Consider the following 24,688-nt stretch of genomic DNA (forward strand, 5'->3'; position numbering starts at 1 on the left):
GCGTATTTCCTTTATGAAAGCAATTACTTTCAGTAAAAAAAACTAAAATTATTTTCTATTGTGTAGTCCTTTTTCTTTTTGAATCTTTTTTAACTTCTCTGGCGTTACATCATTTCCTTTAGGATCGACTACTTTCATTCCTTCAATATGATGACGCATCCCTCCACGGAAAGCTGCCAGATATTCTTGTCGAAGTCCTTTTTGTTCTTCTATTTCTTTGTCAGTCAATTCATTTTCTTTCGCTTTTTTGGCAAGCTCATTGATGCGACTCATTTTTTCTGACGATAACATATATTTTTTGCCTCCTTATTTTAAAAACTGAACAGTTCATTCAAGCTTTTTCCGACTGGTTAGCCCATTTAGATAGACAGGTTTACTTTCCATGTCTATCTTATAAGATGAGCACAAAAAATACAACTATATTCTTATTAAAAAAGTGATACGATTGCATTTGCTTACTAAAATTACTTTTTTGAATGTCACTATTTTTTAAAAAAATTCAGGTATAAATAATTTTCTAAAAAACACGAACGCTTGTTTGATTCCTGTATAAAACTATGGTACACTAAAATTATAAATCGAAAGAAGGTGCGGGTTTTGGTGAAACGTACAGACACAAGACAGATAGAAGTATTAAAATATATATATGAACAAGTCGAACTTAAAGGCTATCCCCCTACCGTAAGAGAAATCGGAAAAGCAGTAGATCTTTCTTCAACTTCCACTGTTCATGGCCATTTAGCACGTTTAGAGAAAAAAGGGTTGATCTTACGAGATCCTACTAAACCAAGAGCAATTGAATTGACCACAGATGGTTTGGACAGAATCGGCGTGAAACCAACAGTTATTCCGATGCTTGGAGTGGTGACCGCTGGTGAACCTATCTTGGCTGTTGAAGAAGCTTCAGACTTTTTCCCTCTACCACCTGATTTAAGAGCGGAAGAAAATGCTTTATTCATGCTAACAATCAGAGGAGAAAGTATGATCAATGCCGGAATATTAGATGGTGATCAAGTTATTGTTCGTAAACAAAGTGCCGCATCAAATGGTGATATCGTTATTGCCATGACTGACGAAGATGAAGCGACATGTAAACGATTCTTTAAAGAAACGGATCACATTCGTCTACAGCCAGAAAACGATGCTTTAGATCCAATTATTTTAAATAATGTAAGTATTTTAGGGAAAGTCGTAGGATTATACCGCAATCATATTTAGAGTAATAAAACCATATTGGAAATCCAGTATGGTTTTTTATTTATCCCCTTATTTTGAATACGACACATGTATAACAAAATAACTTATGAAAAAGCGGCTCAGGTGAACCACCATCTCATAAGCTAAAAATTACCTTTATTCTGCCGTGACTTTGTGCTGATACGTTTCAAACTGGTAATCATAGTTATTTTCTTCGTCTTTTTCCCCTTCACTTAAGTTGATCAAGGTCCATTCTTCCCAAGCGACAGGAGGGAATTTTGTATCCCCATCAAAGGAATGATGAATAACCGTACGGTAAAGTACATCGCAATGAGGTAAAAAATCCTCATACACAGCTGAACCACCAGCAATAAATGTAATTCCAGCAAATGTTTTTGCATATTCAAGTACCTCTTCGACAGTGTGAAAGACAAGAACTCCTTTTGCGTGGTATGTTCGGTCTCTAGTTAGAACAATCGTCTGGCGATTTGGTAATGGACGGCTCCCCATTCCCTCAAAAGTTTTTCTTCCCATAACGATCGTATTGTCTTCGGTCATTTGTTTAAAAAATTTCAAGTCATTTGGCAAATGCCAAGGTAAGCGATCGTCTTTTCCAATCGTTCCTTTTTCATCTTGTGCCCATATGGCTGCTAACATAGGGAAACTCCTTTCAAATTAAACGGCAATTGGCGCTTTGATGGCAGGATGAGGATCATATCCTTCTATAACGATATCTTCCATTTCAAAGTCAAATACTGATTTTTTATCTTGATTAAGTCTCAACTTAGGGAAAGATCGAATATCCCGACTAAGTTGTTCATTCATTTGATTGATATGATTCGTGTATAGATGTGCATCTCCTATGGTATGAACAAAATCTCCCACCTTTAACCCTGTTTCATGGGCAATCAAGTGAGTCAACAATGCATAGCTAGCAATGTTGAACGGTACGCCTAGAAAAACATCTCCGCTACGTTGATATAATTGGCAACTTAATTTCCCATCATTCACATAAAACTGAAACATTGTATGGCAAGGTGGTAAAGCCATTGAAGGTACATCTTCAGGATTCCATGCAGAAACAATCAGCCGACGAGAATCAGGGGTCTTTTTGATCATATCAATCACATTTTTTAACTGATCGATAAAATCACCCTCTTTTGTTTCCCAATGACGCCATTGTGCACCATAGATATTGCCCAATTCGCCGTGTTTAGAGGCAAAATCTTCATCATTTAAGATTTTGTCGCAAAATTCTTGATGTTCTTTCTGATAACGTACTTTAAACTCTTCGTCTTTTAATACTCTTCGACCAAAATCTGTCATATCAGGTCCATGGTAATCTTCGCTCTTAACATATCGTTCAAAAGCCCATTCATCCCAAATATGGTTATTATGCTGTAGCAAATAACGAATGTTTGTATCCCCATTTAAAAACCATAAAAGTTCGCTTTTGATCAATCCAAACGGTACTCTTTTTGTCGTTAAAAGTGGAAACCCCTTTGATAAATCAAATCGCATCTGATGACCGAAAATACTACGTGTACCTGTTCCAGTACGATCTTCTTTTAAGTGACCTTCATCTAAAATTTTGCGGCCCAATGCTAAATATGCTTCTTCCATAGTTACTGCCTCCTAATTTTCTGCAAATTCACTCAAATATTCCCAGCGTTCCATTTTTTCTTCTAGCTCTTGTTCTACCGTTGATAACTCTGTCTGAAGTTGTTGTAAAGTTGTAAAATCATCTCCTTGATGATTCATCTCTTCTGTCAGTTGTGCCACTCGTTCTTCGAGTGAGCTAATCTCTAGTTCGATCGAGTCCCACTCTTTTTGTTCCATATAAGTCAATTTCGTTTTTTCTTTCTTTTCAATTGCTTTAGCTGGTTTCGCTTCGTTTTTAGTTATCTTTCTCGACTCTTGCGTAATTTTTGTTAAATACTCACTCATTGATCCGAAATAAGTAGTAATTTGACCTTCACCATCGAACACGAGAAGTTTATCCATCGTTTTATCAAGGAAATAACGGTCATGAGAAACAGCAATAACGGCACCTTTAAACGTCTGAATATAATCTTCTAAAATTGTCAATGTATCGATATCCAAATCATTCGTCGGCTCGTCCAATAATAACACATTCGGCTGACCAATCAAAAGTTTTAACAAATATAACCGACGCTTTTCACCACCTGAAAGTTTTCCAATAACTGTTCCATGCATGAATCGAGGAAACAAAAATCGTTCTAGTAATTCGGCAACACCTATAGTTGTTCCGTCTGATCGCTGCACTTGTTCTGCTGCCTCTTGTAAATAAGAAATCATCCGTTGGTTGGGGTCCATAGCCTCATTTTGTTGCGTGTAGTATGCTAATTTAACAGTTTCTCCAATTGAGTACATTCCACTATCCAATTCTAAACGTCCAGCAAGAATATTTAGCAAAGTCGATTTTCCAGCCCCATTCTTTCCAGTAATCCCTATTCGATCTCTTGCTTGAACAAGTAAATTGAATTCTTTTAGAATCGTTTTAAGCTCGACTTGATAGTATCCATCCTTGATTTCTAAAACTTTTTTACCTAATCTTTGTGTTGCAACATCAATTTCCAACTGTCCTTTTTGATTGACTTGATGTAGATTTTCTTTAAGATCATGAAAACGATCTTGACGTGCTTGTTGTTTAGTTCCTCGCGCTCTCACTCCTGCGCGCATCCATTCTAACTCTTTTTTGTAAAGCTGTTTTCTCTTTTCTTCTTGCTCGATACCAACTCGTTCACGTTCAGACTTCGCGATGATATAAGCTTCATAATTTCCTTTATATTCGTACAACTTTCCAAACGATAGTTCAAAGATTCGATTTGTGACACGGTCTAAAAAGTAACGATCATGTGTCACCATCAAAATTGCTCCACGGTATCCATTTAAAAAGCTTTCTAACCAGCTAATGGCTTCATAATCTAAATGATTTGTTGGTTCATCTAATAATAAAAGATCAGGAGATTCTATCAATACTTGTGCAAGACTAACACGTTTCTTTTGTCCACCTGATAGTTCACTTATTTTTTTGTGCAGATTTTCAATACCTAACTTTTGTAAAATAATTTTAGCATCTGTATCAGCGGTCCAAGCATCTTCTTTATTCATACGTTCTTCTGCTTGGGCATATTGTTTTTGAGCCCCAACACTTAGACCATCCTCAGCTAGCGCAAGCAAGGCCAACTCATAGTTCTTGACTGCTTGAATAATTGGAGTTTCACCTTGGAAAACTGCTTCAACAACCGTTAATTCTGGATCAAATTCTTTGTCTTGAGAAAGATAACCAATTTGATAATCATTGGGTTGTTGAATTGACTGACTATCACCATCTCCGCTATCTTTACCAGCAAGGATATTCAGCAAACTAGTTTTTCCTGTTCCATTGGTACCAATCAAACCAACCCGGTCTTTATCACGAATATGGAAAGAAATCGCATCAAATAATGTTTTTTCTCCATACGTTTTAGTTAATTCGTTTACTTTTAGCTCATTCATCTGCTCACACCCTTTTCATCCTGCTTATTGTATCAAAAAAAAACAAAAAAAAGAAGCTAGTTTTCTTCTTCTGCTTCTTTTTTTAATTCTCTTGTCAATTTCCTTAGTGGAAGAGCACCAGAAATATCATTAATTGAATAAGATTCTAATAAATTAACATTTTTCCGATACTCATTTGCTTCAAACGAAGATATTTTTTCAGATATCTCATATTCATCAATTACTCTTCTCTCTTCTTGATACCCAATCAAGAGTTCTTTCACATAATTAGACTGGGAACGAACAATAAAGGAATCAATAAAGGTACCATCTTCCAATCTGTGGGCTAATTGCAAGCGTCCTTCAATGAAGAAGCGGATGATTTCCTCATCGTAAACACCCTTTAAGTTGTCCAAACTTTTCAAAATAACTTCTGTATTTTGTAAAAAAACTTGTCGAACATTTTCCAACTCTTCTTTTTTAAATTCTCGGCGATTCTCTTCATCTTTTTTTGCAAATAAATGGTTGGGATGAATAAAGAAAGCAATGATTTGTCGAACAAAGAGTAACCAAAAGCCAATAATAGACAACAATTGTCTAGCAATGGAACGTTCCATCCTCGAAATCAATCGTTCGTACAAACGGTACCCTTCGATACCAATCTCTTTTTGACGAAAGCTCTCTTCCAAGCCATCGCGTTCAATTGAAACAATCAAAGCTCGTAACTCTTGTACTTCTTGCCGTTGATCCGATGGCAGTTGCTCTGTATATAATTCTTTTACACGATCTTGATAGTTTTCGATCACTACATTCATTTCCACATGTGGATCTTCTTGATTGATTTTTTTGAGTTTCTCAATAACTTCTTGTAATAACGCAATCCCTTGCATATTTGTACTTTCAACTTCATCTGAATCCGTTAAAAATGGTAATACAAGAATTCCTCCAACTAATGTGACCAAAATCACACAAGCTGTGATAAATAACAGTAAAGAACGCTCAGGAAACTCTTGACCATTTAATGTTAAAGGTAAAATAAAAATCGTTGCCAAACTAACCGTCCCTTTGACACCACCAAAGGTTAAAATCAGCATTTCATTCATTGAATTCCAGACATTCTTCAATCCGTTTTTCACACTATATATCAAGAAAATAGAGAAAAAGCGGGCAACAAACAATGTCACACTTAAAATTAAAATAACAAGCATCAAAAAGCTATTAGAATACGTCTCACTATTCCAAATCGGTGAAAAAACCTGAGATAATTCAATCCCTAAAAATAGAAAAACTAGAGCATTTAACATAAAGGTAATTGTTCCCCAGGTACTTTCAGAAACATTTGAAAGTTCTGCTTCAAATAAAGAGACCTTTTTAAAACTAGCAGCTTGCATAACCCCAGCTACAACAGCCGCAATAATTCCGGAAACATGAAACAGTTCAGCCACCATATAAGCTAAAAATGGCAATAATAGTTCTAGTAGCAAATAACCAGTGACATCTCTTGCTGAAGCTTTTTCTAAGATCATGACAACTTGACGCTTAATCATAACTAATATAGCTCCTACAAATGCTCCACCGATACTAGAGACTACCAAGGTTATTCCAGCATCTGCTGCTGAAAAACTCCCTGTCAATAACGCTGCCAAAGCAAATTGAAACGCTGTAACGCCAGACGCATCATTAATGAGGCCTTCCCCCTCTAATATATGCATCGCTTTTGGTGGTATCTGAATTTTTCCAGATAAAGAACCTACAGCTACTGCATCTGTAGGTCCTAATGCTGCACCTAATGCGAAACAAGCGGCGATCGGTAAAGCTGGAATAACGATATGCAAAGCCCAACCTACACTAACAAGGGTGATTAAAACACCGATGAAAGCTAAAAATAAAATCACACTAAAGTTTTTCATTGTAGCTGAAGTATCATTTCGCTCTCCTTCTCTGAATAACAAAGGTGCGATGATCATCACTAAAAATATTTCTGGTTCAAATACGATTTCACGACCAATCGAGGTCAGTCCAATCAAAACACCTACAATTATCTGTACGATCGGTAACGGAATGATCGGCACGATTCTATTAAAAACATTTGAGAAGGTGATAGCAAAAGCAAATACAATAATTAAATAAACAAACTCCACCTCGTATCCCCCTTATTCATTACTGATTGAGTTGTTTTCCTAAATACCGTAATAATTTTTCTTTTTTACAGGTAATTTTCTTTTCTATTAATCCAAGCTCTTTTTCTTTATCACATAGCTCTAACTGTGCTCGTCGAGCTTCTAAACGTAACAATTCAGACTTGATCAATTCAATTTTTTTATAATTCAAAAAATTTTTCTTTTTAATATGTCGTTCCCACTCAGCCTTTTTCTCTGGAGGCAACTCTTTATATTTTTCACGTAATTCAGCAATTCGTTGCTCTATTTCTTTATTCACAACAATACTTCCTTTCAGAATTTCTCTGCACATTATAGCAAATTGTTTAAGAAATACCTACTAAAATTGACTATTCTTTTAGAAAAACTTTATGAATGCATTTTCTCTTCTTTACTTTGACTAAAAAGAAAAGATGACTTCGTTTTTTCTTACTCAGATTACGTATCTTCCTCAACTAAAATATTGATTTCAGCGTCTTCATTTAATCGATCAGAAAGGAAGGACAATAAATCTTCTAACGGAATCGAAAATTTCATCATCGGACCTCGACGGCCATTTTTAAAATAATTTAAACGGATTTCATTTTCTTTGAGTAATAACGCCATTTTTTCTATATCTTGATACATCACACCATTCTTATCAAAAGGACCTAAAATAAGTCGATCATCCGCAAGCCCTTTCGTATCAAGTAAAAAACTTAAAATAAGTAAAGTCGATAAAAATCCACGAATTGTTTGATCACTTGTTTGGCTAACCAGTAAAGTATTAACGAAAATAAACAAACTTAAACCAATTACTATTCCATAAACAAATTTTCTCTTCACACATCTGATTAAAATGCTTTTCCTAACTATATATAAATATATATACATCACTACAACAAAAATTATCAGTAGTATCGTAAAAAAATCTATATCCAAAATACGCTCCTTTTAAAGTTATTTATCCATGTTACAACTGCGAAACGGATTGCAATTAGTCATTCTTATTTAATTCTGTTAATTGCTTATTGATTTTTTTTATTTTATCTTTGCAAGCTAAAATATCACGGATCATCTGATCCCTTTCATCACCAAGCGGTAAACGATTGACTACTTGATAATACGCCGCGAGTAGCTGAACCTGCTTCATTTTTTCTTTTTGTAAACGCTCTTCAATTAAATTCATCCACTCGCCTCCTTTTCTTTAAGTATACCTTACTTTTAAAAGAAAATGACTATTGAATCGTGATTTTCTATCGATTATTGAACTGAAATCGATAATTTCTCTGTTATTGTAACATACTACTTCTCTTTAGCTGAACCATACAGACCCTTTTGCTAAATGAAATAAGAATGAAACAAAACTAAAGAAAGTTTTGTTTCATTCTTATTTCCCTATAAGCTGATTATTGGGCTGAGATACAAAGCGCAATCGCTTTTTCTCCTAAATGAGTTCCGATAACAGGATTAAAATGACCAATTTCAATAATTGCATTTGGATATTTTTCTTGAAGTTTTGCTTTTTCTTCTTCAGCAACTGCTAAGTTATTTGCGTGGATCACATATAATTTAACCGGTCTACCAATTTCTTTATCTCGTTTACCAATGATCTCTTCCGCACGAGCAAATGCTTTTTTCGTTGAGCGAATTTTTTCGAACAAAACGATTTTACCGTCTTCAAATGTCAAAATCGGTTTAATTTTCAATAATCCAGCAATCAACGCAGCTCCATTGGTTAAACGGCCTCCACGAACTAGATTATTTAAATCTTCAACAATTAAATAGGCATACGTATTATCTCGGATAATATCTAATTTAGAAAAGATAGCTTCCAAGCTAGCATTCTCTTTTACTAAATCTAGAGTGGCTTCAACCATATGCCCCATTGGCACACTAGTAATTTTAGAATCATAAGGATATAAGGTAATTCCTTCTATCGAATCTGTTAGTGAAAATAATGTATTCACAAAACCTGAAATTCCAGATGAAAGGTGAATACTAATGATGGTATCATATCCTTTAGCAGCAATTTCTTTGTATAATTCAATAACTTCACCTAATGCAGGTTGAGAAGTCGTAGGAAACTCACTACTATTATTCAATAAATCATAATATTCATCCGCTTCAATGTCGACTCCTTCATTATAAATCTTACCATCTAAAATAACAGGAATAGGAATAATAAACAGATTAGGGGAGTTTTTAATTCGATCAGGTAAATAGGCTGTACTATCTGTCACAACAGCAATTTTCATTTTGTAACCTCGTTTCACTAATTTTACACAGTACTATAAATATAGCATAAATCACTTTATATTTAAACAAAATCCTTATTGCCCAAGAAAATCTTGAACAGCCTTTTGATTCGTTTCCAAATCGATTTGAAGAATACTACCGGCGTAATAACTTTCATCATTGCTCCATGAGCCTTCAACTGGAACAGTCAAACGTTCAATCCCACTACCACCTTTTAACATTAAGGATGGGCCGTTTTTCAACATAAAACTTGTAGGAACATCTGTCGACATATATCCTACCAAACGTCCTAAAGATTCAGGTGTACGGATTAGGGCTAAAGGATTTTTCAACTGTCCCATAACTGCAGTCATCACTTGCTGTTGACGACGAACACGACCAAAATCTCCCTCTTCATCTTTTCTGAAACGTGAATATTGCAACAGGGTATGACCGTCCATACTTTGGTTCCCTTTTGCGATATCAACACCATCTAGATTCAAGTCTTTTTCAGCATCGATTTTGACCCCGCTTGGAAACATCGAATCAATAATTTTTTCAAATGATTGGAAATCAACTTTTGCATAATATCTAGTCTGGATATTAAAATTTTCAGCTAAGGTCTGACGAACTAAGTCAGCTCCGCCTAATGCATACGCCACATTAATTTTATTTGGATCATATCCAGGAATATCAACAAATGTATCTCGCATAAACGAAATTAATTTGGGCTTTTTAGAAGGACCGTCTAATTGTAGAACCATGATCGTATCAGCACGTCCAGCATCTTCTCCTCTGGTGTCGCTACCCAAAATCAAGATATTATTAGCGCCATTTGCACTTTTTACACCATTAAAGGTTTCAAGTGCCTCTTTAGGTAAGGACGCATCATTTTCCGCATATGATTTGCCCTTGAAAAAGAATCCTACAGCCAACACAATAAGCAGGACAAGAAACAACGCAATCCTTTTCGGCCAGCTAAAACGTCGCTTTTTCTTTATTTTTTTTGGTTTTTTTTCTTTTTTAGGAATTTGCTTCGTTTGTTCATTAATATTATTTTGACCCAGATACCGTTCTTGATTATTTGTTGGTTCCTGTTCATAAAATGACTCTGATTCCTGATAATAGCTTTGTCTAGGCTCTTCGATGTATTTTTTTTCTTTTCTAGGATTAAATTTGTTTTTTTCTTCTACTGGTTTTGCTTTATCATGTATATGTTTATAACGATCCACGCGGCTCATTATTTCCACCTCACTATTCATTAACAACAGTTATAAGCATACCTTATTTTGGAGAAAATTCCTATTAGTTCGTTGAAATTTTAAAAAAAATAAAAAGACCTTTTCAGATCTTTATACTCCGTTGATTGGATGAATTTTATAATTTCCGAATATTTTTACTGTCCCACCCATTAAACGTATTTCTTCCAAAGCATTATCAAGTAATTTTTGTGGTTTTTGAACATTGATGTCGATTAAAAAGAAATATTCTCCCAAAGTTGTTTTCAGTGGACGAGATTCAATTTTACTTAAATCAATATCTCGCCAACTAAATACAGATAGCGCTTTATGCAATGCACCTGGCATATTATTTGGCATCGTTAAAGCAATTGTCAGCTTATGGTCTGCAGATTTAATGGGTAAATCAATTTTTTCAGCTCCTAATACCCAAAATCTAGTTTGATTGATTGCAACATCTTGAATGTCCCTCCCGACAATTTCAAGTTCATAGGTCTCAGCAGATAATTTGGGCGCAATGGCGGCGATTTTTTGCTCTGGATGACTGGCAACAAAACTCGCCGCATATGCTGTAGAAGGAGTTGATTCAAGCTCAGCCATTGGAAAATATCTGCGGATAAATTCCTGTGATTGTGCTAACGCTTGTGGATGAGACAATATCTTTGTCGTTTCTAACCAAGTATCACGATTATTTTTAGACACCATCAATTGTTGATAGATTGGTAAAACAATTTCCGCACCAACTGGAATGGTCGTTTGATGAAAAAGATAATCTACAGTTGTATTCACAGATCCCTCAATCGTGTTTTCGATTGGTACAACGCCTAATTCAACCTCACCAAATTCAACTCCTTTGATACAGGCTGGGATTGAATGATAGGAAACTAATTCATCATCAGGAAAAGCAGTTTTTGTTGCATTATGAGTAAAAGAAGCTTCTGGACCTAAAAAACCGACTTTCATTGGCTCACCTACTTATATATTCTCTAAAATTTCGCTTACGATTTCTTCTGGCGTTCGATTATCTGTAGGAACAACTAAACTAGCACTTTCCTCATAGAAAGGAATACGAGGTTCAAATACCTGCCTAATCTCTTCTGGAGATTTCGATACAACCAAAGGTCTAACCGTAGTATGGTCGTGTTTTAACCGAGGGATAAAAACTTCAGGTTTAGTCTGTAAATAAACTACAGGTGCCATTTGTTTTAGAAGTTCTCGATTTTCCGATCTCATAACAATGCCTCCACCAGTTGAAACTACTTGATTATGATCAAGATAGCGTTTCAAGACATTGGTTTCTTTTTCTCTAAAAGCTTCTTCACCGTGTAAATCGAAATACTCTTGGATCGTCATCCCGATTTCTTCAACAATCTTATCATCAAAATCGATGTGTTCCATACCTGTTTTTTCTGAAAGCAGTCTTCCAACCGTTGTTTTCCCTGCTCCCATAAAACCAATTAAAATAATTCCCTTCATCTTCATTCCTCCGCCTATTGATATAATTTATTTAAATCATCAAAGAATCTTGGATAAGAAACAGAAATAGCTTCTGCTTTTTCTAATTCTACCGTGCCATTTTTTACCAATAGAGCAGCAATTTGCAACATCATGCCAATACGATGATCTCCATAACTAGTAACTTTTGCTCCATGTAGTGGTGTTTTCCCCTGAATAATCAATCCGTCATCAGTAGGTTCGATATCGGCTCCCATTTTATTCAATTCAGTAGCAACCGCATCAATTCGATTCGTTTCTTTTACTTTCAATTCTTCGGCATCGCGGATAATAGTCGTCCCCTCTGCCTGAGTAGCCAGTAAAGCAATAATCGGCAATTCATCAATCAACCTTGGAATGATCTCTCCACTGATTTCGATTCCTTTTAAATTACTCGTTTCAACGACTAATGTTCCAGCTTTGTTAGTCTCACTACCTGTTTCATGAATCGTTAAGTTCCCCCCCATTTGCTGAATGACATCAATAATACCGGTACGAGTGGGATTTAAGCCAACATTATTTAACGTAATTTGGCTATTAGGAACAATCAGTCCTGCGGTAAGGAAAAAAGCTGCTGAAGAGATATCGCCTGGTACAATAACTTTTTGTCCTACTAAACTTTGAGGTCCTTTAATTCGGATTTCTTTTCCTAAAACGTCAATTTCACCGCCAAATTGACGAATCATATCTTCTGTATGATCACGCGTTTTTTCTTTTTCAACAATAATTGATTCACCTTGAGCTTGTAGGGCAGCGAACAAAATAGCTGACTTAACTTGAGCACTTGCAACGGGCATTTGATACGTGATTGGTTTCAAATCGGTTGTCCCTGTTACAGTTAATGGTGGAAATTCGGTCCCATCATGGCCACTACAATCAGCACCCATTTGGTTGATTGGTAACATCACTCGATTCATCGGTCGTTTCGCAATTGAATGATCACCAAATAACTCGGTAGTAAACGAAGTGCCTGCTAAAATTCCCATGATCAAACGAATTGTAGTACCTGAATTTCCCACATCAATCGCTTGTTTTGCTTGCGTCAATCCAGAAAATCCTGTACCGTGAACTGTTATCGTTTCACCGTCATCTTCAATGTTAACACCTAATTCTTGAAAAGCTTTTAAGGTACTTAGACAGTCATCACCTCTCAAAAAATTTTTAATTGTTGTTTTTCCTTGTGCAATCGCACCAAACATAATACTTCTATGAGAAATCGACTTATCGCTAGGAATGTTAATCATTCCATTTAAACCCATTTTATTGATCACTAAATCCAAAATATCCCTCCTGATTTTTACAGCCTAGCAGCATTTTCCTAACTCGTAGAAAATTAGAAAAAACCTATCTGAATTGATTATCTTTCAGTTGTATTTCTTTTTAAACGAAAAATTTTTTACATAATCTTATTTTTCATAACACAAGTAATCAGTCTCTTTTTCAATTAATTCTTTTGCTTTCTCTAAATCTTCTTGGCGTTTAAAGGTTAATTGTAAAATACCATATATATCCTCACGAGTTTCAAGAATTTTCAAATTAATCAATGATAACTTCGCTTTGCCAAGTAAACCAGTTATTTCTGCAATAACCCCAGGAACATCGGGCACATCAACAAATAAATCATGAAAGGCTGGAATTGCCCCTTCTTTGTGAACTGGCATCTGATTTCTCGTTTCTTTCGCTTCATAGAAAAACTGATAAATAGCTTCTTTATTTTCTGTTTGAATCCAACTTGAAACTTGTTCCATTTCATTTTGCCATAAGTTCATTAATTCTAGTAAGGTTTCTTTGTTACTCAATAGAATATCGGTCCACATTTGTGGGTCGGAAGAAGCAATTCGTGTTATGTCACGAAAACCACCAGCCGCTAATTGTCGGGAACGTGGATGTTCTTCATTAAAAACTTTACTTTGGTTGACTAATCCAGCTGCAATAATATGGGGTAAGTGACTAAGCATTCCTGTAATTTGATCATGTTCTTCCGCTGTAAGAATGACAAATTTTGCTCGAGTTCCTTTTAACAATTTTTGCAATTGGTGAATCTGATGTTCATGTTTTTTTTCCGAGGAAGCTAAAATATAGTACGCATTTTCAAACAAATTTTCATCTGCTGCAGTCACACCAGATTTATGTGAACCTGCCATTGGGTGACCACCAATAAATGTCTTTAGTCCAGCTTTTTTTGCGGATTCAATAATTTCTAATTTTGTACTACCAACATCAGAAATAATCACGTCTTGTTTTAACGGCAATGTTCCTAGTACTTTTAACTGTTGGAGCATACTTTTCACAGGAGTACACAAAAAAATAACATCTGCTTGAACCGCTGCTTGTTCAATGGTTCCCCCCTTTTGATCAATGATTTTTCGTTTTAAAGCAAAATCTTCTGAGCTTGCTTGATTATCCAATCCCATAATCTCTACTGAGGGATGCTCTTTTTTTATGCATAATGCTAGTGAACTACCGATCAACCCTAGACCGATAATCAAAATTTTTGTATTCATATCGCTTCACTCTCCATTTTTTAGTTCATTAAAACGTTTGAGTATAGCGACGGTAAGATTCTACTTCTTCTTTCATTTGTGCGAAAGCATCACTACCAAATTTTTCCAGCATTGCTTGAGCGACTTCTGTAGCTACAACTGCTTCACAGACTACACTTGCTGCTGGTACTGCTGTACTATCAGAACGTTCTACGCTTGCTTTATATGGCTCTTTTGTGTCGATGTTGACACTTTGCAAAGGTTTGTACAATGTTGGAATAGGTTTCATCACGCCTCTAACAATAATGGGCATTCCATTTGTCATTCCACCTTCAAAGCCGCCTAAATTGTTCGATGTTCTCGTATAGCCAGTTGCTTCATTCCAAACGATTTCATCCATGACTTGACTGCCTGGTTTAAAGCCCATTTCAAAACCAATCCCAAATTCAACGCCTTTAAACGCGTTAATACTTGTCACAGCTTGGGCAATTTTTGCATCCAGTTTGCGATCCCATTGAACATAACTGCCTAATCCAATTGGCACTCCGCCAACAACAACTTCTACAACGCCGCCGATTGTATCACCATTTTTCTTTGTTTTATCAATTAAATCTCTAATATCTTGCTCAACTGATGGATCAAGTACGCGAACATCGGAATTTTCTGACCGTTCTTGGATTTCTTTTACGGTCAAATTATTCGGAATCTCCGCTTTGATTCCACCTAAAATGGCCACATGACCCGCAACTTCGATATTTAATTCCTTTAGCAGTTTTTTAGCAACTGCACCAATCGCAACACGCATTGTTGTTTCTCTAGCTGAGGAACGCTCTAAAACATTTCTAAGATCATCGTGCTGGTACTTGATACCTCCGACTAAATCGGCATGACCTGGGCGTGGTTTATTCACTCGTCGGATTTTTTTCTCCTTTTCAGAAACTTCTTCGATCGACATAACAGATGTCCAATTTTTCCAGTCTTTATTTTCAACGACTAGTGTCAGTGGTGAACCTAAAGTCTTCCCATGACGAATGCCAGATGTAATTCTTACTTGATCTTTTTCGATCAACATTCTGCCGCCACGGCCGTAACCACCTTGTCTTCTTGCTAATTCTAAGTTAATATCTTCTGGCGATAAAGGCATGCCTGCTGGTAAACCTTCTATGATTGCCGTTAACTCTGGTCCGTGTGATTCTCCCGCCGTAATAAAACGCATATAATCTCCTCCTAATCTAAATAACTCTTCATTTCTTCAATTGGAATACGAACGATTTTAGCTTTACCAATCGTTTCTAATAAAATAATATTGATTTTCCCGCCTCGTGTCTTTTTATCATGAGTTAGTGCTTTATACAATTGTTCTTGATTCCACTGCTCTGAAATAATAGGCAAATGAAATTTTTGAATCATTTTATCTAATTGTTCGGTCGTTCCTTCGGGTGTCAATCCCTTGGTTTCAGCAATTTTTGTGATTTGACTCATTCCGATTGCAACCCCTTCGCCATGCGTTAAATTACCGTACCCAACGGTATTTTCTAGTGCATGGCCGATCGTATGACCAAAATTAAGGAGTAAACGAACCCCATTATCTAACTCATCTTCTTCAACGACTTCTCGTTTGATTTTGCAACAAGCAGCAATAATTTCTGTCGCATGTGCAATTAGATCCTGTTCGTCAGTTAAAGTATCAAGCTTGTGCCAAAGGTCCTTGTCTGCTATCGCAGCAGATTTAATAATTTCAGCAATTCCTTCTTGAATGCGCCTTACTTCTAACGTGTTTAAAGTATCTGGATCGATCAAAACCCCATCTGGTTGAGCAAATGTTCCTACTAGGTTTTTAGCTTTTGTCGTATTAACAGCGGTTTTTCCGCCAATACTACTATCTACTTGAGCTAATAACGTCGTTGGAACTTGTAAGAAATGAAGTCCACGCATATACGTTGAAGCAACAAATCCTGCAAGATCTCCAACCACACCACCACCTAAAGCAAGGATGCCATCACTTCTAGTCAAGCCTTCATCTGCAAGAAAATCGTAAATTTCGGCTGCTACTAACAAGCTTTTACTTTGTTCACCCGCTTCAATCACAAAAGTGGAAACTTCAAAACCTGCTTTCTTCAAGCTATTTTGAACTTGATTGCCATATAATGGATGAACATTCGTATCAGTAATGATCACGACTTTTTGAGGTGACCACAATTCTCTTGCCCAAAAACCGATTTCTTTCAACAAACCTTTTTTAATGGATAAATCATAAGAATGATTGGGTAATGTTACTGTGAGTTTCATTTGATTCAACTCCTATTTTTATTAAAGAGCAAACTAAACCTTCAATTAAGCTCGTTTTATTTAAATTTATTCCTCTAAAGCATTGATTTCTTTCATTGCTTTTTCGATAATATGAACTTCTTTCATCATACGCATGTATGTTTTTTCATTTAATGATTGTGGTCCGTCAGACCACGCATTAATTGGATCTGGGTGAATTTCAACAATTAAACCATCAGCTCCTGCAGCAACTCCTGCACGTGCCATTGAAGGAACTAGATCCCAAATTCCTACACCATGACTTGGGTCAACAATGATTGGAAAATGACTTAATTTTTTGATTAACGGAACAGCACTTAAATCAAGTGTATTACGTGTTGCTGTTTCGTAGGTACGAATGCCACGTTCAATGAAAATCACATTAAAGTTTCCTTGAGCAGCGATGTATTCAGCTGCATTTAACCACTCATCAATTGTACCAGAAATACCACGTTTTAAGCCAATTGGTTTACCCGTTTTCCCAACTGCTTGCAATAATTTGAAGTTTTGCATATTTCTTGCACCAATTTGTAAAATATCACTGTATTCCGCGATCATATCGATATGAGCTTCGTCCATCACTTCTGTAATAACCTTCATGTCAAATTCGTCTGCTGCTTGACGAATGTATTTTAATCCCTCTTCTTCTAAGCCTTGGAAAGCGTAAGGAGATGTTCTTGGCTTAAACGCACCGCCACGTAAAATCGTTGCGCCGCCTGCTTTCGCGATTCTAGCACATTCACGGATTTGCTCTAAACTTTCGATTGAACAAGGTCCTGCCATCATCGTCATACTTCCATCACCTATCTTAACACCGTCAACATCAACAACTGTGTTTTCTGGATGAAATTCTCGACTTGTTAATTTGTATGTTAAGGAAATTCTTACTGCGTTTTCAACACCGTCGTAACTATTGAATGCTACATCTTGCATTTTTCTTGTGTCACCGACCAAACCAATGATTGTTTGCTCTTTTCCTTCACTCAAATGAACTTCTAGTCCCTCTTTTTTTACTCGTTCGATCACCGATTTGATTTGTGCCTTTGTTGCTTCTGATTTCATAATTACGATCATGTATATTCTCTCCTTCAGTTAATTCTAATTTAGTTGTTTTCAATAATTGGTTTTACGATTTCTATTGGCATTTCTTGACCTGTCCATTTTTCAAATGCTGCAGCTCCTTGATATAGCAGCATGCCTAAACCATTGTTCGTTTTAGCACCACGTAAACGAGCTTGTTTTAGAAATTCTGTTTCTCTAGGGGTGTAGATGACATCGCACACCGCTAAATCCGAACGAATGATAGAGAAATCTTGAATCGGTGTTTGGTTTTCTAGTGGTTTCATTCCGACACCAGTTGCATTTAATAGTAGTGCACTTTCAGCCACATCTTTAGCTAAACTATGTTCGTCAGATAAATCGTTTAAAGTGATAGCGCAGTTTGTATTTTCTGAAATATAGGCTAATTTCTCTTTGATTTTTTCGTAAAAATCATCTTTTCGGTTATAGACTGTGATCTCTTTAACACCATCTAAGGCGGCTTGAACAATAATTGCAGTAGCGGCACCGCCTGCTCCGATAATCGTCATTTTTTTGCCGATGATATCAACCTCAATGTCTTGCAAGCTTCTCATGAATCCTGTGCCATCGGTGTTATGCCCTGTCAACTTACCATGATCATTAGTAATAGTATTGACTGCACCAATCAGGCGAGCGGCTTCGCTTAGCTCATCCATATACTCAACAGCTAAGATTTTATTTGGCATTGATAAATTTGCACCAATCATGTCTAAGTTCTTGATTGAATCGATAGCTTGCTTCAACCCATCTGTCCCCACTTCAAAAGCAAGATATACTGCGTCAATTTCTAATGTTTGAAAAGCTGTGTTATGGATCATTGGTGATACACTGTGACGAATCGGTGTAGCAAATAATGCAGCCAGTCTAGTGTGGCCTGTGATCGTGTTTTCCATCTTATTTCCTCCTAAAGAGTGATTTTTTTCAAACAAAAAAGGTATTCACGTAAATTTTTAGAAAAATCTACAGTGAACACCTCACAAAAAATAGGTAATATAAAAGCCACTATAGATTTTCTCATCTACGCGGCTGAAAGTCATCTCAAAATCCCCTAGCCATCATAGATACAAACTTGCTAGTCTGCATCCATAATGTTTATGAATACAAACTCATCTAAAATAGCTAAAGTAATAATTATTCAGTTGTGATTGGTTATGCTTCATGGTTGTCATATGAATCACTCCGTAACTGATTTATTTAAGAATTGTTCTCAGTATATACCTAGGAAAACTAAGTGTCAACCTATTTTTCTTCTTGTTCTGATTTTTTTTTGTCTTTTTAAATTAAAAACCTTTAATTGCCGAGGTTTTGCCTGCTTTTTTTACTTTTATTTTCTTTTAGAAGATGTTTTACAGCTAAAACTGGATGATAAAGTAACATTCTTGGCCCAGAATATCTCATCACTTGTTTCATTTGCTCTTTATAATCCGGTCGATAACAATGTACAGGACACTGTTTACACGTTGGCTTTTCTTCTCCAAAACGACAGACATCCAATCGAAGATGTGAATAAGACAATAACATTTGTTTATTAATCTTAGTTGCTTCGTGATTTTTATAATAGATATCGATCATTGCTCTAATAGTACGTTTTTCTTCTTGTATTTTTGGTCCAGTATTCTTTTTTACCATTTCCATCTCTCACTCTTCAGTCATTGATTTTTAAAATGATTTTCCCTTTATTTTTATTGCTTCGCATATATTGATGTGCGTTTTCTACATCTTCAAGTGAAAAAACCGTATCTACAACTGGTTTTAGGTATCCAGTTTCAAAAAGTGAAGTTGTTTTATCCGAAAATTCTTTAGTCAGTTTTGCTTTATAGGAGTCACTTCTAGGTGTGAGTAAAGTTCCTTTGATAGCTATTCTTTTTTCTAATAGATCCATTAAATTTAGCTCTTTTATATTTGTACCACCTAAAATGCCAATAAGAATCAAACGACCATCGTAAGCAATACTAGCTAAATTTTGTTCCCAATAAGAGGCACCAATAAAATCTAAAATAACATCCACTCCTTGTCCAGTAGTCTCAGTCAAAACTCTTTTACTAAAATCTTCATCATGATAATTAATCACAACATCTGCTCCTAATGATCGACATAATTCAAGTTTATCAGATGAGCCAGCAGTGACAAAGATTTTCGCAGAAGTCAGTTGTTTGACTAGCTGAATTGCGGCACTTCCCACACCACTAGCACCAGCATGTATCAAAACAGATTGATTCGGACCTAATTCGCCCAGCCAAAATAATGTTTGATATGCCGTCAAAAATACTTCTGGAATTGCCGCTCCTTCAACAAACGTTAATTGATCAGATAAAAGCATTGCATTACCAAGGCTCATCACAGCATACTCTGCATATCCACCGCCGTTTACAAGCCCCATTACACGGCTTCCACAAGGGAATACATCAGAGTCACTTTCTACTACTGTTCCTGAAACTTCAACACCTAAAATGGTGTTCCCTTTTGGTAGCTTTCCTGTGTCTATTGCCACTAAATCGGTACGATTGATGGCTGCGGCTTCAACTTTGATCAATAACTGGTTAGAAGTTCGTTCAGGTAATGCTGCATCTTTAGTCAGGTCTAAGATTGGTTGATTTTCCTTATAAGATAACTCGATAGCTCTCATTTTTGCACCTCGCGATTTTAACGAAAAAACCGCAGAATCTTATGAAAAGAAATCTACGGTCCATTCGATTACATATTAAAGTTCTTCACCATATACATCATCAACTGTTTGTGTTGGGTCAATCACGATATACAAGCTTTTTGTTTTTTCACTGACTTTAGTAGATTGATATACATTGTCTAAACCTTCGTCAGTTTTATCTTTATATGGGAAGTAAACAAGGTCTGGTGTACCAGTTTTGTATAGAATTTCCATACGTTCAATATCTTCATATTTTAAAGCACGAGCGAACATACCTAGTTCTAATCCACCAAGGTTGATATCATGTGTTTGAACGTGATCACCTTCTTGGAAAATTTCGATTTTAAATCCTTCACATGGGTGGATTTCCATGAATTCGCTTCCGTGAATACGGCCAAAGCTAGTTGTGATTTGTTTAATCCATAAGTCTCCAATAAAACGGCGACCAATCGTCCATGTTTCACCATTTCTAAAATAAAACTTTAATCCAGTCATTTCTCTACTCATAATATACGTCCCCTTATCTAAAATAATTACTACAAAGTTAAGTTTAGCATAACTTTTATCTTAGGTCACACCATTCGCTTTATTACTTAGGATTAGCTAATTTATCTAAAAAAACATCTGTTAAGATAACAGCTCTTTGATGGGTCCCTGTAGCTATGGTTTGTCCATTATCAAATGCTTCAAAAGAAAAATTTATCTTCGTTTTTTCTTGCGAATCAACTTTTACTTTGACAATGATTTGCGCTCCGACTTTAGAAGGACGCAAATGTTTCGCCTCAATCACTGTACCTACACTTGTTTCTTCTGGCGCTAATTGTTTATGCAAATATTCTTTTGCTGTATTTTCCACCATTGCAATCATCACTGGTGTAGCTAATACGTCTAAATCTCCAGAACCAATTTCTTTAGCAGTCTCTTTTGCCCCAACAACAAACTCTTTTGAAAATTCTTCCACCGCTTTCACTCCTCGTCGATTATATCTTTTGCGTAAACAATAAGTAATTCTTTGTCATTTGCGATTTGACCATTCACAACAGCCGTTTCAAGCATTTCAATCATATCACCAAGCCATTTCCCTGGTTTTTTATTGAAATAGTCTAACAAATCATTCCCAGTAATAGCAAGTTGTTTTCTATTATGGATCGGCAAGCTTGAATAACGTTCTTTTGCTTCTTCAAGTTTACTCTTTTGGTCATAATAATACAATAGATTTTCTACTGATAGTACAGCATCCAAGCCCAAATTAAATAAATCCATCACTTGCCAGTCTCCTTGAAGACGTTTATTTAATCCAAACACCAATAATTGTACCTCATGGATCATTTGATTCGATTGTTTCCAAGATTTAAGAAAAGGTCGAAGTTCATTTTCTTTTAGTCCAATTGAATGTAATAACAACGTCCACGCTTGATTGTCTGTTTCAAGTTGTCTGTTTGGAAGATCCAAAAAGTTTAGTAATGCTTCGCCATATTGTTTTAATCCTGGGCAATATTGGTAACATTCCGTTTCGACGAATGGTAGTAACGCTGCTCGTCGATTTTTTCCTAATAAAAGTTTAATAAACTCTACTGCAATTCGTTCTACAGAAATTTTACCTAACAATGAATGGAATTCCGAAATAGCAGATAGTGTCTCACCTTCAATCGTAAAATCTAACTGACTAGCAAATCTCAACCCACGCATCATCCGTAAGGCATCTTCATGGAACCGTTCTTTAGGATTCCCCACAGCGCGTATGATTTTTTGCTCTAAATCGAGTGTACCGTCAAATAAATCAATAATTTTGCCATCCACATCCATTGCTAGAGCATTGATTGTAAAATCCCGACGTTTTAAATCTTCTTTCAACGAACGGACAAAAGTCACTGTATCTGGTCGTCTAAAATCTTGATAGGTTGACTCAGTTCTAAAGGTGGTAATCTCATATTGTTCCTCACCAACTAACACAAGAACAGTTCCATGCTCTATTCCTACATCGATCGTTCGATTGAAAATTTGTTTAATTTCTTCTGGATAGGCACTAGTTGCAATATCTACATCATGAATCGGCTGATTTAATAAAGCATCCCGTACACTTCCACCGACAAAATAAGCTTCAAATCCATGAGCTTGAATCTCTTGCAGCACCTTAGCGGCTTTAACAAATTCATCTGGTATTATTTCTAATTTCATAATAGATTTTCCAAACCATAAACTAATTTATCTAGGTGAACAACTTTTTCACAGCCCAACGCAACACCTGTCATAAATGAACTACGATCATACGAATCATGTCTAATCGTCAAGCCCTCGCCAACTCCACCAAATTGAACTTGTTGATGGGCAATCATTCCCGGCAAACGAACACTATGAATTCTCATTCCTTCAAAATCAGCTCCACGAGCACCTGTTATCAATTCTTTTTCCTCTGGATGACCTTGGATTTTCTTCACACGAACTTCACTCATCATTTCCGCTGTTTTGATTGCTGTTCCGCTAGGTGCATCTAATTTATTATCATGGTGTAACTCAATAATTTCTACATCCGGGAAATATTCAGCCGCTTTTTGGGCAAACTGCATCATTAAAACTGCACCCACAGCAAAATTAGGAGCAATTAACCCACCAACGTTTAATGTCTTTGAGCGATCAGTCAGTTCAGCTAATTGCGCTTCAGTTAAGCCCGTTGTGCCAACAACTGGTGAGATTTTGTTTTCTATAGCAAAGTTTGTATTTTCGTAGGCAACTTTTGGAATTGTAAAATCGATCCAAACATCTGGCTGAACAGAAAGAACTTCTTCTTTTGTCTTGAAAATCGGTACATCGACCGTTGGATATTCTGCTAATTCATTAAGATTCAGTTTTTCTTCAAATGGATCCAATACACCGACTAACTCAAATTTTTCATGATCTAAAACCATCTTTGTTGCAGTTGCACCCATTTTTCCTTTGAAGCCTGCGACTACAATTTTAATCATTTGTTTGCCCATCCTTTCGTTCAAAACGATATTTATCCCGTTGATTGAATTTTTCCATATTTTTTTGAAATGCTTCTGTTAAATCTATATCTAGAGAATTAGCCATAATCATCGTTACAAACAAAACATCGCCTAATTCTTCTGCAACCGTTTTTGGTTTTTCATCTATCTTTTTAGGTTTCTCGCCATAATAATGATTGATTTCTCTGGCTAATTCCCCTACTTCTTCCGTTAAACGTGCCATTTGGCTTAATGGAGAAAAATAACCCGTTTTAAATTGCTGGATATATGTATCCACCTCTTCTTGCATAGAATGCAAAGATTGATTTTCGTCTTTCATTTTTACCCCAACCTTTCTATTACATCTTATCAAAAAGTGTGCAATCTGAAAAGGTTCTACTTGTTGTTTTATAATGAGAATGATAAAGTGAGTACTGGATAAGGGTTGTTTGGCACAAGGACCGATACCTTTGGCCAATACGTTTTAGGAGTGAACACTATGATTGAAGAAAAAAAGTTTTATGTGAAAGATGTCTTACTGATTTTAGTTGGGACCTGTCTTTATGCATTTGGGTTAGTAACATTCAATATTGCAAATGATTTAGCCGAAGGTGGTGTGACAGGTATTACCTTGATTTTACGTGCACTTTTTTATATCGATCCAGCTTATTCAACTTTGATTATCAATATTCCATTGATTTTGATTGGCGGGAAAATTTTAGGAAAGCATTCATTTTATTATACCATTTTAGGAACCGTATCTCTCTCAGTATTTCTCTGGCTATGGCAACGATTTCCGATAGAAGTTAATTTAGATCATGATTTATTGATTGCTTCTTTATTGGCTGGGTTGGCAGCTGGTATCGGGAGTGGCTTGGTTTATCGCGTAGGAGGAACAACTGGCGGAACCGATGTCGTTGCTCGGATTTTAGAAAAAAATTATGGTATCAGCATGGGACGCTCATTACTGATTTTCGATATTTTAGTCTTGATTTTGTCTTTAAGTTATATTGATGTCAAACGAATGATGTATACTTTGATCGTTTCTTTTGTATTTAGTAAAGTTGTCGATTCTGTTTTGGATGGGGCTTATGCAGCCAAGGGAATCTTGGTTATTTCAAATCATTCTGAAGATATCGGAGAAGTGATTATGGCATTATTAGAGCGTGGGGTAACGTATTTAGATGGCCAAGGTGGTTATTCTCAAATCGATAAAAAAGTGCTTTATGTTGTAGTTAGTCCAAGCGAAATCATTGAAATTAAACGCATTGTTCATGAGCTAGATGCAAAAGCCTTTATTTCAGTAATTAATGTTCATGAAGCAATTGGGGAAGGCTTTACCTATGGCCGACCAGCAAAAATGCTTTTCAAAAGAAAAAAACAGTTTAACTAAATCTAATAA

27 protein-coding genes are annotated in these 24,688 nt (G+C 36.0%); 2 read left to right on the top strand and 25 right to left on the bottom strand.

Annotated features, from left to right (window positions below; genetic code table 11):
* Positions 1 to 48 precede the first annotated feature (48 nt).
* Positions 49 to 291 (bottom strand): DUF896 family protein, encoded by a 243-nt coding sequence (locus I580_RS04550; RefSeq protein ID WP_010772479.1) that lies wholly within the window; start codon positions 289 to 291, stop codon positions 49 to 51.
* 306 nt (positions 292 to 597) lie between these two features.
* On the opposite strand from I580_RS04550, the gene lexA reads away from it, so the two are divergent.
* The gene (gene lexA / locus I580_RS04555) at positions 598 to 1,218 is read left to right on the top strand and encodes a transcriptional repressor LexA (protein ID WP_034860350.1); all 621 of its coding nucleotides are present in this window, start codon (positions 598 to 600) and stop codon (positions 1,216 to 1,218) included.
* Between the two features lie 135 nt (positions 1,219 to 1,353).
* Here the strand turns inward: lexA and I580_RS04560 are convergent, their stop codons facing one another.
* The 24 genes from I580_RS04560 to I580_RS04675 all read right to left on the bottom strand — a co-directional run bounded on the left by I580_RS04560 (position 1,354) and on the right by I580_RS04675 (position 23,626).
* Positions 1,354 to 1,854 (bottom strand): dihydrofolate reductase, encoded by a 501-nt coding sequence (locus I580_RS04560; RefSeq protein WP_010772477.1) that lies wholly within the window; start codon positions 1,852 to 1,854, stop codon positions 1,354 to 1,356.
* Positions 1,855 to 1,872: 18 nt separating this feature from the next.
* Positions 1,873 to 2,820, bottom strand: coding sequence for a thymidylate synthase (locus tag I580_RS04565; protein WP_010772476.1), 948 nt, complete (start codon positions 2,818 to 2,820; stop codon positions 1,873 to 1,875).
* Positions 2,821 to 2,832: 12 nt separating this feature from the next.
* Positions 2,833 to 4,719 (bottom strand): ABC-F family ATP-binding cassette domain-containing protein, encoded by a 1,887-nt coding sequence (locus I580_RS04570; RefSeq protein WP_010772475.1) that lies wholly within the window; start codon positions 4,717 to 4,719, stop codon positions 2,833 to 2,835.
* A 56-nt stretch (positions 4,720 to 4,775) separates the two neighbouring features.
* The gene (locus I580_RS04575) at positions 4,776 to 6,839 is read right to left on the bottom strand and encodes a cation:proton antiporter (RefSeq protein WP_010772474.1); all 2,064 of its coding nucleotides are present in this window, start codon (positions 6,837 to 6,839) and stop codon (positions 4,776 to 4,778) included.
* A gap of 19 nt (positions 6,840 to 6,858) precedes the next feature.
* The gene (locus I580_RS04580) at positions 6,859 to 7,137 is read right to left on the bottom strand and encodes a hypothetical protein (RefSeq protein WP_010772473.1); all 279 of its coding nucleotides are present in this window, start codon (positions 7,135 to 7,137) and stop codon (positions 6,859 to 6,861) included.
* Between the two features lie 158 nt (positions 7,138 to 7,295).
* On the bottom strand, positions 7,296 to 7,682 hold the full coding sequence (locus tag I580_RS04585; RefSeq protein ID WP_245558656.1) for a hypothetical protein: 387 nt from the start codon (positions 7,680 to 7,682) through the stop codon (positions 7,296 to 7,298).
* Positions 7,683 to 7,833: 151 nt separating this feature from the next.
* Complete coding sequence (locus tag I580_RS04590) at positions 7,834 to 8,025, bottom strand: hypothetical protein (RefSeq protein ID WP_010772471.1); 192 nt, start codon at positions 8,023 to 8,025, stop codon at positions 7,834 to 7,836.
* 220 nt (positions 8,026 to 8,245) lie between these two features.
* Positions 8,246 to 9,094, bottom strand: coding sequence for a DegV family protein (locus tag I580_RS04595; RefSeq protein WP_010772470.1), 849 nt, complete (start codon positions 9,092 to 9,094; stop codon positions 8,246 to 8,248).
* 75 nt (positions 9,095 to 9,169) lie between these two features.
* The gene (locus I580_RS04600; RefSeq protein WP_010772469.1) at positions 9,170 to 10,315 is read right to left on the bottom strand and encodes an LCP family protein; all 1,146 of its coding nucleotides are present in this window, start codon (positions 10,313 to 10,315) and stop codon (positions 9,170 to 9,172) included.
* A gap of 111 nt (positions 10,316 to 10,426) precedes the next feature.
* Positions 10,427 to 11,275, bottom strand: a complete 849-nt coding sequence (gene pheA / locus I580_RS04605) for a prephenate dehydratase (protein ID WP_010772468.1) — start codon at positions 11,273 to 11,275, stop codon at positions 10,427 to 10,429.
* A gap of 12 nt (positions 11,276 to 11,287) precedes the next feature.
* Complete coding sequence (locus I580_RS04610; protein ID WP_010772467.1) at positions 11,288 to 11,788, bottom strand: shikimate kinase; 501 nt, start codon at positions 11,786 to 11,788, stop codon at positions 11,288 to 11,290.
* Positions 11,789 to 11,802: 14 nt separating this feature from the next.
* Positions 11,803 to 13,065 carry a 3-phosphoshikimate 1-carboxyvinyltransferase gene (gene aroA, locus I580_RS04615; protein ID WP_143141656.1) on the bottom strand — a complete coding sequence of 421 codons (1,263 nt, stop codon included), beginning with the start codon at positions 13,063 to 13,065 and terminating at the stop codon, positions 11,803 to 11,805.
* A 147-nt stretch (positions 13,066 to 13,212) separates the two neighbouring features.
* Complete coding sequence (locus I580_RS04620) at positions 13,213 to 14,310, bottom strand: prephenate dehydrogenase (protein ID WP_010772465.1); 1,098 nt, start codon at positions 14,308 to 14,310, stop codon at positions 13,213 to 13,215.
* Positions 14,311 to 14,338: 28 nt separating this feature from the next.
* Positions 14,339 to 15,505: a chorismate synthase gene (gene aroC / locus I580_RS04625; RefSeq protein ID WP_010772464.1), complete on the bottom strand. Its 1,167-nt coding sequence runs from the start codon at positions 15,503 to 15,505 to the stop codon at positions 14,339 to 14,341.
* Positions 15,506 to 15,516: 11 nt separating this feature from the next.
* Complete coding sequence (gene aroB / locus I580_RS04630; RefSeq protein WP_010772463.1) at positions 15,517 to 16,578, bottom strand: 3-dehydroquinate synthase; 1,062 nt, start codon at positions 16,576 to 16,578, stop codon at positions 15,517 to 15,519.
* Between the two features lie 66 nt (positions 16,579 to 16,644).
* Positions 16,645 to 17,670 (bottom strand): 3-deoxy-7-phosphoheptulonate synthase, encoded by a 1,026-nt coding sequence (aroF, locus tag I580_RS04635; protein ID WP_010772462.1) that lies wholly within the window; start codon positions 17,668 to 17,670, stop codon positions 16,645 to 16,647.
* 29 nt (positions 17,671 to 17,699) lie between these two features.
* The gene (aroE, locus tag I580_RS04640; protein ID WP_010772461.1) at positions 17,700 to 18,569 is read right to left on the bottom strand and encodes a shikimate dehydrogenase; all 870 of its coding nucleotides are present in this window, start codon (positions 18,567 to 18,569) and stop codon (positions 17,700 to 17,702) included.
* Positions 18,570 to 18,966: 397 nt separating this feature from the next.
* Positions 18,967 to 19,311, bottom strand: a complete 345-nt coding sequence (locus I580_RS04645) for a nitrous oxide-stimulated promoter family protein (protein ID WP_010772460.1) — start codon at positions 19,309 to 19,311, stop codon at positions 18,967 to 18,969.
* A 10-nt stretch (positions 19,312 to 19,321) separates the two neighbouring features.
* A complete protein-coding gene (locus I580_RS04650) occupies positions 19,322 to 20,302 on the bottom strand; it encodes an NAD(P)H-quinone oxidoreductase (RefSeq protein ID WP_010772459.1) in 981 nt (326 codons plus the stop codon).
* Positions 20,303 to 20,377: 75 nt separating this feature from the next.
* Positions 20,378 to 20,830 (bottom strand): hypothetical protein, encoded by a 453-nt coding sequence (locus I580_RS04655; RefSeq protein ID WP_010772458.1) that lies wholly within the window; start codon positions 20,828 to 20,830, stop codon positions 20,378 to 20,380.
* Between the two features lie 82 nt (positions 20,831 to 20,912).
* Positions 20,913 to 21,284, bottom strand: a complete 372-nt coding sequence (locus I580_RS04660) for a thioesterase family protein (protein ID WP_010772457.1) — start codon at positions 21,282 to 21,284, stop codon at positions 20,913 to 20,915.
* 5 nt (positions 21,285 to 21,289) lie between these two features.
* Positions 21,290 to 22,501: a CCA tRNA nucleotidyltransferase gene (locus tag I580_RS04665; protein WP_010772456.1), complete on the bottom strand. Its 1,212-nt coding sequence runs from the start codon at positions 22,499 to 22,501 to the stop codon at positions 21,290 to 21,292.
* Positions 22,498 to 23,286, bottom strand: a complete 789-nt coding sequence (dapB, locus tag I580_RS04670; RefSeq protein WP_010772455.1) for a 4-hydroxy-tetrahydrodipicolinate reductase — start codon at positions 23,284 to 23,286, stop codon at positions 22,498 to 22,500. Before dapB ends, I580_RS04665 begins: the two co-directional genes overlap by 4 nt.
* Positions 23,279 to 23,626: a nucleotide pyrophosphohydrolase gene (locus I580_RS04675; RefSeq protein ID WP_010772454.1), complete on the bottom strand. Its 348-nt coding sequence runs from the start codon at positions 23,624 to 23,626 to the stop codon at positions 23,279 to 23,281. Before I580_RS04675 ends, dapB begins: the two co-directional genes overlap by 8 nt.
* Positions 23,627 to 23,785: 159 nt before the next feature.
* Here I580_RS04675 and I580_RS04680 point away from each other — a divergent pair, with 159 nt between their 5' ends.
* Positions 23,786 to 24,679 (top strand): YitT family protein, encoded by an 894-nt coding sequence (locus I580_RS04680; protein WP_010772453.1) that lies wholly within the window; start codon positions 23,786 to 23,788, stop codon positions 24,677 to 24,679.
* Positions 24,680 to 24,688: the final 9 nt, after the last annotated feature.

The sequence above is a fragment of the Enterococcus caccae ATCC BAA-1240 genome, from assembly GCF_000407145.1.
GTDB classification, from domain to species: domain Bacteria; phylum Bacillota; class Bacilli; order Lactobacillales; family Enterococcaceae; genus Enterococcus_L; species Enterococcus_L caccae.

Bases quoted from the DNA above. Each gene is read 5' to 3' on its own strand.
- I580_RS04550 (WP_010772479.1), bottom strand. From the start codon at position 291: ATGTTATCGTCAGAAAAAATGAGTCGCATCAATGAGCTTGCCAAAAAA.
- I580_RS04560 (WP_010772477.1), bottom strand. From the start codon at position 1,854: ATGTTAGCAGCCATATGGGCACAAGATGAAAAAGGAACGATTGGAAAA.
- I580_RS04565 (WP_010772476.1), bottom strand. From the start codon at position 2,820: ATGGAAGAAGCATATTTAGCATTGGGCCGCAAAATTTTAGATGAAGGT.
- I580_RS04570 (WP_010772475.1), bottom strand. From the start codon at position 4,719: ATGAATGAGCTAAAAGTAAACGAATTAACTAAAACGTATGGAGAAAAA.
- I580_RS04590 (WP_010772471.1), bottom strand. From the start codon at position 8,025: ATGAATTTAATTGAAGAGCGTTTACAAAAAGAAAAAATGAAGCAGGTT.
- I580_RS04595 (WP_010772470.1), bottom strand. From the start codon at position 9,094: ATGAAAATTGCTGTTGTGACAGATAGTACAGCCTATTTACCTGATCGA.
- I580_RS04600 (WP_010772469.1), bottom strand. From the start codon at position 10,315: ATGAGCCGCGTGGATCGTTATAAACATATACATGATAAAGCAAAACCA.
- pheA (WP_010772468.1), bottom strand. From the start codon at position 11,275: ATGAAAGTCGGTTTTTTAGGTCCAGAAGCTTCTTTTACTCATAATGCA.
- I580_RS04610 (WP_010772467.1), bottom strand. From the start codon at position 11,788: ATGAAGGGAATTATTTTAATTGGTTTTATGGGAGCAGGGAAAACAACG.
- aroA (WP_143141656.1), bottom strand. From the start codon at position 13,065: ATGGGTTTAAATGGAATGATTAACATTCCTAGCGATAAGTCGATTTCT.
- I580_RS04620 (WP_010772465.1), bottom strand. From the start codon at position 14,310: ATGAATACAAAAATTTTGATTATCGGTCTAGGGTTGATCGGTAGTTCA.
- aroC (WP_010772464.1), bottom strand. From the start codon at position 15,505: ATGCGTTTTATTACGGCGGGAGAATCACACGGACCAGAGTTAACGGCA.
- aroB (WP_010772463.1), bottom strand. From the start codon at position 16,578: ATGAAACTCACAGTAACATTACCCAATCATTCTTATGATTTATCCATT.
- aroF (WP_010772462.1), bottom strand. From the start codon at position 17,670: ATGATCGTAATTATGAAATCAGAAGCAACAAAGGCACAAATCAAATCG.
- aroE (WP_010772461.1), bottom strand. From the start codon at position 18,569: ATGGAAAACACGATCACAGGCCACACTAGACTGGCTGCATTATTTGCT.
- I580_RS04645 (WP_010772460.1), bottom strand. From the start codon at position 19,311: ATGGAAATGGTAAAAAAGAATACTGGACCAAAAATACAAGAAGAAAAA.
- I580_RS04650 (WP_010772459.1), bottom strand. From the start codon at position 20,302: ATGAGAGCTATCGAGTTATCTTATAAGGAAAATCAACCAATCTTAGAC.
- I580_RS04655 (WP_010772458.1), bottom strand. From the start codon at position 20,830: ATGAGTAGAGAAATGACTGGATTAAAGTTTTATTTTAGAAATGGTGAA.
- I580_RS04665 (WP_010772456.1), bottom strand. From the start codon at position 22,501: ATGAAATTAGAAATAATACCAGATGAATTTGTTAAAGCCGCTAAGGTG.
- dapB (WP_010772455.1), bottom strand. From the start codon at position 23,286: ATGATTAAAATTGTAGTCGCAGGCTTCAAAGGAAAAATGGGTGCAACT.
- I580_RS04675 (WP_010772454.1), bottom strand. From the start codon at position 23,626: ATGAAAGACGAAAATCAATCTTTGCATTCTATGCAAGAAGAGGTGGAT.
- I580_RS04680 (WP_010772453.1), top strand. From the start codon at position 23,786: ATGATTGAAGAAAAAAAGTTTTATGTGAAAGATGTCTTACTGATTTTA.